Source organism: Thermonema sp. (assembly GCF_026003375.1).
Lineage (GTDB): Bacteria > Bacteroidota > Bacteroidia > Cytophagales > Thermonemataceae > Thermonema > Thermonema rossianum.
In genome coordinates this window covers 110445-123134 of the sequence record NZ_BPHD01000002.1, presented here as the reverse complement: position 1 = coordinate 123134, position 12690 = coordinate 110445, and the positions used below count along the sequence as shown (strand labels likewise).

Here is a 12690-nt window from a genome sequence, read left to right as displayed (position 1 = left end):
GATAAGTGATGTATCGGAGAGGGTTATTTACTCTGCTATTGTTTTTTCACGCAATGGCAGGGCAGGCGCAGCATGTTTTGGAAGGGTGGGTGCGCGACAGCCTGCAGCAGCCGGTGCCTTCGGCTTTTGTGTCACTGGTCGACAGCTCGATGCACCTGCATGCGCAGGAAATCACGGATGCGGAGGGGTACTTCAAAATGGAAGGACGCTTCCCGGAACGTGCGCTTTTGATTATAGAAGCGTTGGGGTACCGCGAAAAGCGTTTGCCGGTGGAGTGGGGCAGGAACGCCCGCCTTCGTTTGGCGCCCATCGTCTTGGAGCCATTCGCCATGAATATAGAACAAGTGGTCATTGAAGGGCAACGCTATGAAATCAAAGAAAATGGCGACAGCACCATTTACAAAGCAGAGGACTACCTGGAAGGCAACGAGCGCAATGTGGAAGATGCTTTGAAAAAACTGCCGGGCGTGGAGGTAGATAAAGACGGCATCGTGTATTTGCGTGGGAAGCGGGTGTCGAAGGTGATGTTGGAAGATGACGACCTGACCGGCTCGAACTATACCTTGCTTACGCGCAACCTGTCGGTTGACTTGGTGGAGGAGTTCCACTTTGTGGATAACTACGAAGACAATCCCGCCTTGCGTGGCTTGTCGCAAACCGACGAGCTGATTTTGAATTTAAAAGTCAAGAAAAAAAGCTTTGGAAAATTTGTCGGTTCCGTAAGCCTTGCTTCGGGCGCCGATGTAAAAACCGGCACCGGCACATGGCGGCGTGAAGTCTCTGCTTCTTTGCTTTATTTGTGGGCGAAAGGGCAGGCCGTGGAAGAAGCCAAAGCCAAGCGGCGTGTCAATAAGCTGGTGAGCTTGACCAACCACAACAACACCGGCAATGACCTGATGAATCGCTACAGCTTCGATCCGTTTGGCAGCAGTCCGTTCGACTTTGGCGATGTGCGCAATGGCTATCTCAATGATTTTTACCTGCAGTCGCCTGTAGCCTTGCAAAAACAGCGCAACCTGTTCAACGACGGCGTAAAGTCTCTTAACACCTTGATTTTCCGCCCTGCCGCTGATTGGAAATCTACAGCCACTGTGTTGTATTATGAAGACCGCGTGCAGCAAGCATTCAGCGAGTCGAGCCGTTATGCGGCGGCAGGGGCTGCCTTCTCTCGCGCCTATGAGCATGCCGAGCAGCTGCACGAGTGGCTGGGAGGAATCCGGCTGCGGCAGTTTGTGGAGTTGAGCCAAGAGGCAAACATAGAACTGAATACGGTATGGCAGCAAAACAACCGCCCTTTTAGTCAAACCAACCGCACCTTCATCGATGGCTTGTTGGCAGACCGGTTGGCACAAGCCCAACAACGCCGCTATTTTGCTCAAGACCACGAGCTGAAACTCACCAAGCGGTGGAACAAACACCATGCCTGGGTGGTATCGGCCTACTACCATGCCGACTCGCTGCGCGAAGCACTCGATGCCCGCACGCAGGCCGATCGTTATGCAGACTTTTTTGGGCTTGACTTCGCCGCCAATGGCGTAGAACAAGAGGTACTCAGCTATTTTGAACGGTGGGGCGGGCAGCTGCAAGGCGTGTACCGTTTGAGTCCACGCAGTTATTGGGAATACATCACGCACTACACGGCGCACAAAGAGCGCTTGCAGGGCAGCACCGTTATACAAGGCGATAACAACGAACGCTTTGCACCTGTTGACTTCGGAAAGCCCCAAAGCTTGGAGGTCCAAGATGTGGGGGCTATGTTGTCGCATCATTATGCCATTACGAAAGCCTTGAAATGGCGCAGCAGCCTGCATGCCCGGCGTGCATACGCAAAACGCAGGCAGGCCGATGCGGAAGAGCATTCCGGCTTTTGGCTGGGAAGCGCTTCCACCGGCTTTGCCTATGAAAAAAAGAGCGATAAGGCTACTTCTACCTGGAGCTTCATTTATGACTATCAAACACAGTTGCCTACCTTGCGGTCTGTGCATGGTATGCTATACTTGCCCAACTTCGACCGCATTTATACCGGTGCCGACAGCCTGGCGGTATTGCGCTCACACAGCTTCAACTTAAGCTTGTCGCGCTATCATGGTTTCGCTTCTTGGCTGCGCTGGAATCTCTCTTATACCTACCACCTGCCGGCTTCTTCTTCCCGTTTTCGTTTTGCGCCCTTGCTCGATTACACGCAGCTCATTTGGGCAGGCAATAGTGCCACACTCGCCCAAAACATTGAATGGGAGTTCCCGCTGTATTTCATCAATTCCAAAGCACATGTGGAACTCAACGCTTCACGCACACAAAGCCTAAATGAAGGGATTGGCGTAGGAGAACGCCGTTTTGTGGCATATGCCTTGATGCCCGCTGTATTCATTGAGTCGCGTTTCTTTGGGTGGTTCAATTACTATGCAGGCGCGGAGATGGAGCAAAGCATGACGTCCGTAGAAGAAGCAGGCAGTACTTTTTCTTTCGACAACCGCTATTTCAATGCTTACCTGAATTTTTCTTTACGTTTCTGGGACGAACGCCTGTTGTGGAAAATCAATAATCAGGTGGTGTATTTGCCGGAGCAAAAAGATGCTTATCATTTTCTCGATACAGAAATATCTATCAACTGGCATGAAGAAGGGCGTTTCCCTTTGTTCATACGGGCCTATAACCTGACCGACCGGCAGGTGCTGCAAATCAATGCATCAAGCGATGTGGCGGGCAGCACACGAAGCTTCAATCTTTTGCCACGTTATGTGTTGCTTGGCTGCCGGCTGTCGTGGTAAGAAACAAGAGATAATAAATGAAAACAACCATATCATGAGACTACAAAGTGTGTTTATCGTTGCTTTATTCATCATACAGTGCATGCCTGCTCGCGCACAGGTTACGCATGTCAGGTATTTGGTGGTGGAAGATTGGAGGTGGAAAGACAGCGCGCACTTTCCCGAAACTACCAAAAAGAATGCATGGTATGCAGACCTGTATTTTGATACATCCGCATCGCTTTATGTAGAGCGGGCAGAGCCCGCTTCCGAAGAAGAGCAAATGCGCTGGATGTCTGAAAAGATGCAGCAGGCACAAGAAGAGGGGACGGCGCTCATCAATCCGAACGAGATGCCTTTTCGCCTGCATCCTTGGGAGTACTATTTCTACAATGCCTGTGCTTCCGGAAAGCAAGCTTGGGAGTGGGTGGCAAGCCGGTCCATGGGAGGCAACGAAGCGTGCGAGTCCTTGCAGATACGCTGGGTTGTGCACCCTGCAGAGCAGCGTGTCATATCGGGAGTAGCTTGCAAAAAGGCAGTGGGGCGTTTCCGGGGGCGGCAATATGTGGCGTGGTATGCGCCTTCTATTCCGTATGCCCATGGTCCGTGGAAACTGAACGGGCTGCCCGGCCTGATATTGGAAGCATATGAGGAAAACAAAAAACTGGTCTTTCGTCTGGTAGGCGTGGAGTACCTGCAGCAGGAACGCCTGGAAGACGAGGTAGAGCAGGTGCGCCGGCAAATCAATCCTTCGTCTTATTACGCATCGCGCCACGATTACTTGAAAGCACAAATAGAGGAAGAAAACCGCAAACAAAGGATGAGGGGTGCTGCTTCGCCTTTCTCTTTGCAACAAGCGGCAAAGAAGTGGCGTGAGCTGGATGCATGGAGGTGATATGGTTTTAAGCGTATTTTGAAAAAATACAAGTTCTGTGTTGAATAGTAAAGGGCTTCTATTGATAGCCCTTTTTTTATTACAAGCTTGCAGAAACCATTTTTGCTCGGTGTCGCCTCCTATATTTGCAGCGTTCACCCAAAAAAAGCACTGATGAAAAATCAAGCACTTTTTATCGTTTTTGGCATACTTTTGATAATAAGTGGAGTGAAAGCGCAAGGGATAAACGGATGGCATTCCCTTGACAACAACTACCACTATTCAAGCCGTCCTTATCGTGATGTGTATAATCATGCTTACAAGCATGCAGAGAACCTGTGGAAGGATGCAGACAGAGATGACTACGTGGGCTACTATGATTACAATGACCGCAACCCTGCGGTAACTACAAGACCACAGCGCCCGGCGAGTCCGTCTTATGCAGTGCCTTCCTACTCGATGCCGGCAAGCGTGCGCCCGATCTATACGGGTCCCCGTGGTGGGCATTATTATTACAACAGCAGGGGAAAGAAGGTGTATGTCCGCCCGGAATAAAGGCTTTTCTACTCATTGTAGCTACCTATATAATGCCGACTGTTTGTTGATGACCGCCGGTGTGCAGCCCGCTGCACCCGGCTTTTTGTTTGGCTTAATTGGCAGTGCCCCGAAATGCTTTTATATTTGTGTGCCAAAATCATTGAACCAACATGTATTCAGGAAAAAAAGTAGCCGTTGTTTTACCTGCCTACAATGCAGCCCGCACACTGGAAAGAACCTACCGGGAAATCCCTTTTGATATTGTAGATGAAGTGATACTGGTAGATGACGCAAGCTCGGACGATACCTCTGAGCTGGCGCGTAAGCTTGGCATACGGCACGTGATTCGGCATGAGCAAAACAAGGGTTATGGGGGCAATCAAAAGACCTGTTACCGGACGGCGCTTGCCTTGGGCGCCGACATTGTGGTGATGCTACACCCCGACTATCAATATACGCCCAAGCTGATAACCGCCATGGTGTCTATCATAGGTGAGGAGGTGTATCCGGTAGTGTTTGCTTCCCGTATCTTAGGAAAAGGCGCTTTGCGTGGCGGTATGCCCTTGTACAAGTATGTAGCCAACCGCGCTTTGACACTCTTCCAAAATATACTGCTGAACCAAAAGCTGTCGGAGTACCACACCGGTTACCGGGCTTTTTCGGCAGAGGTATTGCGCAATGTAGACTTCGAGCAAAACTCGGATGATTTTATTTTCGATAACGAAATCATAGCGCAAATATTCAACGCAGGCTATGAAATAGCCGAAGTAACCTGCCCCACACGCTACTTTGAAGAGGCTTCCTCGATCAACTTCAAGCGCAGCGTGATTTATGGCTTGGGTGTGTTGCGTGTGTCTTTGCGTTACCGTTTGCATCGTTGGGGTGTGTGGCCTTGGCAGTTGCTCAAAAAACAAACCGGTACGTCAACAACAAAGTAAGGTTATGATAAAGCGCATCTTCGATAAAGACTATCCCTACCATTGGCTGATTTTGATGCTGTCGGGGATGGTCTTTTTCTTTCCTTTTCTGGGAAAAGTGCATCTCTTCGACTGGGATGAGATCAATTTTGCCGAGTCGGCACGTGAAATGCTCGTGACGGGCAACTATACACGCGTGCAAATCAACTTTGAGCCTTTTTGGGAAAAACCGCCTTTTTTCTTCTGGCTGCAGGTGCTTAGCATGAAGCTTTTTGGGGTGAATGAATGGGCAGCCCGCTTTCCCAATGCCGTCTTTGGGGTAATTACACTGCTTACTTTCTATTTTATAGGAAAGCGCCATTACGATGGGCGCTTTGGTTTCATTTGGGGGTTGTGTTACTTGGGTTCTTTTTTGCCGCATTTTTATTTTAAATCTGCCATCATCGACCCCGTGTTCAATTACTTTATATTCATGGGAGTGTATGGCTTGGCACGTGCTGTGGCAGCTTACAAGACGCCCTTCGCTTTGAAATGGGCAACGCTGGCCGGTGCAGCTACCGGCATGGCTATTTTAACCAAAGGACCGGTGGGCTTGTTGATGGTGGGCTTGAGTTTTTTGGTTTTCTGGGCTTGGTATGGTTTTCGTAAGGTAGCACGCCCGGTAGATGTACTTGCGTTTGCATTCGCTGCTTTTGTGACTTCTTTTGCTTGGTATGGCCTGGAACTCATTCAACATGGCACCTGGTTTATTGAGGAGTTTATCCGTTACCACATTCGCTTGCTGACCACACCGGATGCCGGCCACGAGCAGCCTTTCTTTTATCATTTTGTAGTGGTGTTTTTGGGTTGCTTCCCCATGTCTGTGCTGGCATTGCCCGCCTTTGGCAAACAGGAGCAGCGCCCCGACCCCCTGCACCTGCGCCGTTGGATGTTGGCACTCTTCTGGGTGGTAATGATTGTATTCACCCTGGTGAAAACCAAAATCGTGCATTATTCATCGCTGTCTTATTTCCCGCTTTCCTTCTTGGCTGCCTATGTAGTGTACTGGCACATGGAAGAGCAAAAGCCTTTGCCGCTGTATGTGCGCCGCTTGTTATTGATTGTGGCTACCGTTTTTGGTTTGTTGCTTACGGCCCTTCCTTTGTTTGCCTATTTCAAAGAGTCGTTCTACCACTTTATTAAAGACCCCTTCGCGGTGGCTTGCTTGCAAACAGAGGTACATTGGGGCGGTTGGGAATTCCTGATGGGCTTGATTTATGTAGTACTGGCTTCGGTAGGCATCTATTGGATATGGCAGCACCGCCTGCGTGCCGGTTTGTTGTGGCTTTGCTATGCCACGGCCGTCTGTCTGATGGGCTATCTGGTAGTGATAGTGCCCAAGATAGAAGCCTATTCGCAAAGACCGGCCATTGAGTTCTACGAAAGCTTGCAGGGAAAAGATGTGTATGTGCGTCCGGTAGGCTTCAAGAGCTACGCCCATTACTTCTATGCCCGCGTGCAGCCACAAGCCAACCCCAAAAGTAAAGACGAAGCGTGGTTGTTGCATGGCGACATAGACAAGCCCGCCTACTTTGTGGTGAAAGCCAACCAAAAAGACCGCATGGCACCTTATGCCGACGTGAAGCTGATAGGCGAAAAAGGTGGCTTTGCTTTCTTCGTTCGAGAACCCAAAAAATAAAATTGAGGGATGTATTCACTGATTCGCCGTTTGCTTTTTTTATTGCCTGCCGAGCAGGCACATCTTTTTACCTTTTCCTGCTTGCGCGTGCTCATGCGCCTGCCTTTTGTCAAAGCTTTGTGCAAAAGGCTTTTCGTAGTAGAAGACCCGCGCCTGGAACGCGAGTATTGGGGTATTCGCTTCCGTAACCCCATAGGGTTGGCGGCAGGCTTCGATAAAAACGCCCTGTTGATAGATGCGTGGGAATGTTTCGGCTTTGGTTTTGTGGAAATAGGGACTGTGACGCCCCGTCCACAGGCAGGCAATCCCCGCCCCCGCTTGTTTCGCCTTATTCAGGACCGCGCCATCATCAACCGGATGGGCTTCAACAACGATGGGGTGGATGCCATCGTGGAGCGTTTGAAAAAACGCAAATCGAACATTGTGATAGGCGGCAACATAGGCAAAAACAAAACCACCCCCAATGAGCGTGCCGTAGAAGACTACGTGATTTGCTTCGAAAAACTGTTTGAATATGTGGATTATTTTGTGGTGAATGTGAGTTCGCCCAATACGCCTAACCTAAGGGCACTGCAGGAAAAAGAGCCGCTAAAGCAACTGCTGGAAGAGCTGCAGCGTCGCAATATGGCTAAGCCGCAGCCCAAGCCTATTTTATTGAAAATAGCCCCTGATTTGAGCGAAGAGCAATTGAAAGATGTGATAGAGATAGTGAAGCATACCGGCATTGCCGGCATTATTGCCACCAACACCACTATTGGCAGGGACGGACTGCGTACCCCCCCGGAAAAAGTGGCAGCCATAGGCGCCGGTGGGCTTAGTGGTGCTCCCTTGCGCGCGCGTTCGGAAGAAATATTACAGCTGTTGCGCAAATATGCGGGCGACGACTTCCCCATTGTTTCGGTAGGCGGCTTGATGACCCCCGGTGACGTGTGCCGCCGCTTGAGTGCCGGTGCCGACCTGGTGCAGCTTTATACCGGCTTTGTGTATGCCGGGCCTACTTTGGTGAAGCGCAGTCTCGAACAGCTGTTGCATGAAGAAAGTTGAAATGATTTCGTTAAATTAGCTTTTGCAAAATATGCCTGCTTGTTGACATTATGACCAAAAACACACCTAAGAATACACCCAAAAACGAACCTATACGCAGAGCCAAAAAACGAATAGGGCTGCTGAAAGACAGACGCTTGCAGCTGGTGCTGGGCTTTGCTTTGTTTTTTATGGCTTTTTACCTGCTTTTGGCTTTCACTTCTTATTTGTTTACAGCCAAAGCCGACCAAAGCGTGGTGGAAGCCATCGACAGCACCGGCGTAATTGAAGCCGGCGACGAAGTGGAAAACTGGCTGGGTATTTATGGGGCGTTGCTGTCTTATCGTTTCATCTTTCGTTGGATGGGCTTAGGCGCTTTCTTTATTGTGCCTTTGCTGGTACACACAGCCGTGGACCTTATTTTCCGGGTGCGTTTGTTTGCTTTTAAGCGTACCTTCTTGCTTTTTCTCTTTTTGGCTTTTTGGCTTAGTTACACGCTCGGTTATTTGGCTGTGACACTGCCCGGTGGCAACTACTTTACACTGATTGCCGGCGGTGTGGGCTACGAGCTGGCACGATGGACCCACGCCCTCATTGGCTGGGGCACTCCCTTGTGGCTGGCATTTTGCTTCATTGTCTTTGCCATTTACTTCTGGAACATCACAGCCGTGGATTGGAAGCAGTGGCGTGCGTTCAAGCGTATGGCCGCTCACGGCATGGAAGCCGTTTCATCGAAGAAGCATCCGGTACCGCCTGCAACGCCTTCATTGGATACCGCAGAGGAAGAAAGCGATGAATATGAAGAAGACGAGGAGGAAAAAGGCGAAGAAGTGAGCCGTTTGCTTTATGAAGACGAAAAGAAAATAGAAGAAGAAGTTGAAAAGATGGGCATGAAGCTGGTTCGTATCGGCGAGGAGGAGGAAGAGCAACAGCACAGCGAAGCTACTAAGAAAGCATCCAAACCTGTTGCTGCGGATACAGAAGAAAAGGAGGAGGCAGGAGAGAAAGAAGAAGCATCTATCATTACTTTTTTACTTGAAGAAGAAGAAAAACAAAGCGGCAAAGAGAAACAACCATCAAAAGATGCGCCCCTTACGGTAGAGGTGGTCAATACTACGGACTTGCCCCCTGTGTCGGCGGTTGTGGACGAGGACGAGGAAGACGAGGACGAAGAAGACACTTTGGACAATTCGACGCCCGGCAGCCTAACTACGACCTACGATCCGCGGTTGGAGTTGTCGCGCTATCAAATGCCGCCCACTTCCTTGCTCGACGATGCACCCGCCGAAAGTGTGCAGGTGACGCGCGAAGAGCTGGAAGCCAATAAGGATAAAATCGTAGAAACACTGGGGCATTATGGCATTGGCATTGAGTCCATCAAAGCGACCATAGGTCCTACGGTTACTCTGTATGAGCTGGTGCCCAAAGCAGGGGTGCGTATTTCCAAAATCAAAAACCTTGAAGACGACATTGCACTGAGCTTGTCTGCTTTGGGGATTCGCATCATTGCGCCCATCCCCGGTAAGGGCACCATTGGCATTGAGGTGCCCAATAAAAAACGCGAATTGGTAGCTTTGCGCCCTATCTTGGAGAGTGAACAGTTTCGCAATACGAAATATGCCTTGCCTATTGCTTTTGGCAAGACTGTAACCAACGAGATTTTCATGGTAGATCTTGCCAAGATGCCTCACCTGCTCATTGCAGGGGCTACAGGGCAAGGTAAATCCGTCGGTTTGAATGTGATTTTGGCTTCCTTGCTTTATAAAAAGCACCCTGCCGAGTTGAAGTTTGTGCTGGTTGATCCCAAAAAGGTGGAACTCACTCTTTACAATAAAATAGAGCGTCATTTTCTTGCCAAGCTGCCCGATGAAGAGGAAGCCATCATTACCGATACTTCCAAGGTAATCAATACACTGAACTCGTTGTGTATTGAAATGGATACGCGCTACGACCTGTTGAAAAAAGCAGGTTGCCGTAACATTAAAGAATACAACAAGAAGTTTCTGGAGCGGCGGCTCAATCCCGAGAAAGGGCACCGCTTCATGCCTTATATCGTGTTGATTATTGACGAGCTGGCCGATTTGATGATGACCGCCGGCAAAGAGGTAGAGCAGCCCATAGCACGCCTTGCACAGCTGGCGCGCGCCATAGGCATCCACTTGGTGGTGGCTACCCAACGCCCCTCGGTCAATGTTATTACAGGTATCATTAAAGCCAACTTCCCGGCACGTCTTTCATTCCGCGTAACATCCAAAGTGGACTCGCGCACCATTCTGGATACCGGTGGTGCCGAACAGTTGATTGGTATGGGCGACATGCTGTTTTCTACAGGTGCCGACCTGGTGCGGGTACAATGCGCCTTCATCGACACGCATGAAGTGGAAGCCGTCTGCGATTTCATTGGCGAGCAGCCGGGCTACGCTTCGGCCTATCTGCTGCCCGAATATGTAGGCGAAGCGGGCGAAAATGAAGCCGGCGCCGTGGATTTATCTGACCGCGATGCCCTCTTTGAAGAAGCAGCCCGCATTGTGGTCATGCATCAACAAGGCAGTACTTCGCTTTTGCAACGCCGCTTAAAAATAGGTTATAACCGGGCAGGGCGTATCATCGACCAACTTGAACAAGCCGGCATCGTAGGACCCTTCGAGGGCAGCAAGGCACGTGAGGTACTTATACCCGATGAGTATGCTTTGGAACAGTTATTGAATGAACTAAACAACAAACATGGTTAACCTTTAAAATAAGTGAAAGAAAAAGTGATGAACATGATGAAAAAAAGCCTATTCCTGTGTCTTGCCTTTGTGATAGCTTGGAGCAGCTATGCACAAACCGCTTACGAGCAAAAAGCCGCAGAGATTTTGCAAAAGGTAGAGGAAAAATACAAGAACGTAGAAGCCCTGCGGGCTTACTTTACCTACGAGATGCGCAACCCGGTGCACAATGTATATGAAAAAACCGAAGGCGTTTTTGTGATGAAAGGCGATAAGTACCGCCTGATACTGCCCGAGCAGGAAGTCATCAACAACGGAACCACGCTGTGGACTTATCTGAAAGAGACCAACGAGGTGAATATTTCGGACTATGAGCCCGACGAATCGGAAATTACACCGGATAAAATCTTTACACTTTACAAACGCGACTACAAATACATTTGGGTGGAGCGCATAGCCGAGCGTGGCAAAATATACAATGTCATTGACCTGCAGCCCATCGACAGAAACAAAAATCATTTCAAAATTCGCCTGGTCATCAATGAAGCTACTCATTCCATCAAAAGCTTCGAGATATTTGAAAAGAACCAAAACCGTTATAAATACACCTTCACGCGCTTGGAGTTCAATGTAGCAGTAGATGACAAATACTTCACCTTCAACCCTGCCGATTACCCGGGGGTAGAAGTAGTTGACTTGCGCTGATATGCTTGGCTATACCGCATGGCCGAAAAGACCTTGGTGAAAGCCAAGGTCTTTTTTTGTATCATTCGGGCAGCCTTTCTTATCTTTACCCATTGTTAAATACTAAAATAAATGGAAAAAATGAAAAAAGCATACGTATTTCCCGGACAAGGCGCACAGTTTCCCGGTATGGGCAAAGAACTCTATGAAAGCAATGCCGAAGCCAAAGAGCTTTTCGAAAAAGCCAATGATATTTTGGGCTTTCGTATTACCGATATTATGTTTGAAGGTACTGAAGAACAGCTCAAACAGACCAATGTAACGCAACCGGCTATTTTTATTCATTCAGTGGTGATGGCACGCTTGCTGCCCGATTTTCGCCCCGATATGGTAGCCGGGCATTCCTTAGGTGAGTTTTCTGCCTTAGTGGCAGCAGGGGCGCTTGCCTTTGAAGACGGCCTGCGCTTGGTGGCCAAGCGGGCCGAAGCCATGCAAAAAGCCTGTGAGCAGCAGCCTTCCACTATGGCAGCCATCTTAGGCTTGGAGGATGCCGTGGTAGAAAAAATATGCGAGGAAGTGAGTGCCGAAGGCGATGCTTTTTTGGTGGTGCCTGCCAACTATAACTGCCCCGGACAGCTGGTTATTTCCGGTACGGTAGAGGGGGTCAATCGTGCTTGCGAGCGCTTGAAAGAAGCCGGTGCCAAACGTGCTTTGGTCTTGCAAGTGGGTGGCGCTTTCCACTCGCCGCTTATGGAGCCCGCACGCCAAGAGTTGCAGGCTGCCATTGAAGAAACGCCTTTTAAGACCCCTGTTTGCCCTGTTTATCAAAATGTAAATGCAGAGCCTGCCACCGAGGTAGAAACCATCAAAAAAAACCTGATTGCACAGCTCACAGCCCCCGTGCGCTGGACACAAAGCGTGCAAAACATGCATCGTGACGGGGCTACGCACTTTGTGGAGTGCGGACCGGGTAAGGTATTGCAAGGACTGGTGAAAAAAATAGTGCGGGAGGTGCAGACAGAAAGTGCAGCTATTGCATAATTTTTGCAGATACAAAGAGTGGTAAAACCTCGATAGACTCTTAAAACACAATAACTATGAGTAAAACAACTTCTCTTCTTGTATCTTTTTTGGCAGGAGCAACTGTCGGCTTTATGGCAGGTATTCTGGTTGCGCCTTACAGTGGTTCCGAAACCCGTCGCCGCTTGAAAAACAAAGCCAAGGATTTGCAATATGATTTGCAGGAGCAGGTAAACCAACTGTCTCATAAAGTGACGGAGCTGGCTGAAAAATATACACCTGCCTCGAAAAAATAATGGCCGGCCGGTAACGTGACTTTTACAAAAGCAAACCATCATCCACCGGTGGTTTGCTTTTTTGTTTATTGGGTATTTCCGGATATCTGTTTATAAAAAAGCCAAATAAAATTGTAATTTTCCTATATTCTTTGCCATCTTTGTACTAAATTCGCACCTTTGAAAACCCCTGCTGCGTAAGCAGTTTGTTTAAAAGGTATTTC

General features: G+C 49.2%; 10 protein-coding genes. All 10 read left to right on the top strand.

Translation table 11 applies throughout. The features are described 5' to 3' along the window. Window positions 1-8 precede the first annotated feature (8 nt). A complete protein-coding gene (locus QVE43_RS05590; protein WP_288005020.1) occupies window positions 9-2768 on the top strand; it encodes a carboxypeptidase-like regulatory domain-containing protein in 2760 nt (919 codons plus the stop codon). Between the two features lie 34 nt (window positions 2769-2802). Next, window positions 2803-3642, top strand: coding sequence for a GLPGLI family protein (locus QVE43_RS05585; RefSeq protein ID WP_288005018.1), 840 nt, complete (start codon window positions 2803-2805; stop codon window positions 3640-3642). A 153-nt stretch (window positions 3643-3795) separates the two neighbouring features. Next, window positions 3796-4176 carry a hypothetical protein gene (locus QVE43_RS05580; RefSeq protein WP_288005016.1) on the top strand — a complete coding sequence of 127 codons (381 nt, stop codon included), beginning with the start codon at window positions 3796-3798 and terminating at the stop codon, window positions 4174-4176. 152 nt (window positions 4177-4328) lie between these two features. Beyond that, complete coding sequence (locus tag QVE43_RS05575; protein WP_288005014.1) at window positions 4329-5096, top strand: glycosyltransferase family 2 protein; 768 nt, start codon at window positions 4329-4331, stop codon at window positions 5094-5096. A 4-nt stretch (window positions 5097-5100) separates the two neighbouring features. Next, the gene (locus tag QVE43_RS05570) at window positions 5101-6753 is read left to right on the top strand and encodes a glycosyltransferase family 39 protein (RefSeq protein WP_288005012.1); all 1653 of its coding nucleotides are present in this window, start codon (window positions 5101-5103) and stop codon (window positions 6751-6753) included. A 9-nt stretch (window positions 6754-6762) separates the two neighbouring features. Beyond that, a complete protein-coding gene (locus QVE43_RS05565) occupies window positions 6763-7797 on the top strand; it encodes a quinone-dependent dihydroorotate dehydrogenase (protein WP_288005010.1) in 1035 nt (344 codons plus the stop codon). Between the two features lie 50 nt (window positions 7798-7847). Beyond that, a complete protein-coding gene (locus QVE43_RS05560; protein ID WP_288005008.1) occupies window positions 7848-10508 on the top strand; it encodes a DNA translocase FtsK in 2661 nt (886 codons plus the stop codon). 33 nt (window positions 10509-10541) lie between these two features. Next, complete coding sequence (locus QVE43_RS05555; protein ID WP_038032298.1) at window positions 10542-11192, top strand: outer membrane lipoprotein carrier protein LolA; 651 nt, start codon at window positions 10542-10544, stop codon at window positions 11190-11192. Between the two features lie 120 nt (window positions 11193-11312). Next, window positions 11313-12212 (top strand): ACP S-malonyltransferase, encoded by a 900-nt coding sequence (gene fabD / locus QVE43_RS05550; protein WP_288005005.1) that lies wholly within the window; start codon window positions 11313-11315, stop codon window positions 12210-12212. Between the two features lie 56 nt (window positions 12213-12268). Next, window positions 12269-12487 carry a YtxH domain-containing protein gene (locus QVE43_RS05545; RefSeq protein WP_051633338.1) on the top strand — a complete coding sequence of 73 codons (219 nt, stop codon included), beginning with the start codon at window positions 12269-12271 and terminating at the stop codon, window positions 12485-12487. Window positions 12488-12690 lie beyond the last annotated feature (203 nt).

Excerpts from the sequence above, each read along its gene's own strand:
- QVE43_RS05590 (WP_288005020.1), top strand. The coding sequence starts at position 9 with ATGTATCGGAGAGGGTTATTTACTCTGCTATTGTTTTTTCACGCAATG.
- QVE43_RS05585 (WP_288005018.1), top strand. The coding sequence starts at position 2,803 with ATGAGACTACAAAGTGTGTTTATCGTTGCTTTATTCATCATACAGTGC.
- QVE43_RS05580 (WP_288005016.1), top strand. The coding sequence starts at position 3,796 with ATGAAAAATCAAGCACTTTTTATCGTTTTTGGCATACTTTTGATAATA.
- QVE43_RS05575 (WP_288005014.1), top strand. The coding sequence starts at position 4,329 with ATGTATTCAGGAAAAAAAGTAGCCGTTGTTTTACCTGCCTACAATGCA.
- QVE43_RS05570 (WP_288005012.1), top strand. The coding sequence starts at position 5,101 with ATGATAAAGCGCATCTTCGATAAAGACTATCCCTACCATTGGCTGATT.
- QVE43_RS05565 (WP_288005010.1), top strand. The coding sequence starts at position 6,763 with ATGTATTCACTGATTCGCCGTTTGCTTTTTTTATTGCCTGCCGAGCAG.
- QVE43_RS05560 (WP_288005008.1), top strand. The coding sequence starts at position 7,848 with ATGACCAAAAACACACCTAAGAATACACCCAAAAACGAACCTATACGC.
- QVE43_RS05555 (WP_038032298.1), top strand. The coding sequence starts at position 10,542 with ATGATGAAAAAAAGCCTATTCCTGTGTCTTGCCTTTGTGATAGCTTGG.
- fabD (WP_288005005.1), top strand. The coding sequence starts at position 11,313 with ATGAAAAAAGCATACGTATTTCCCGGACAAGGCGCACAGTTTCCCGGT.
- QVE43_RS05545 (WP_051633338.1), top strand. The coding sequence starts at position 12,269 with ATGAGTAAAACAACTTCTCTTCTTGTATCTTTTTTGGCAGGAGCAACT.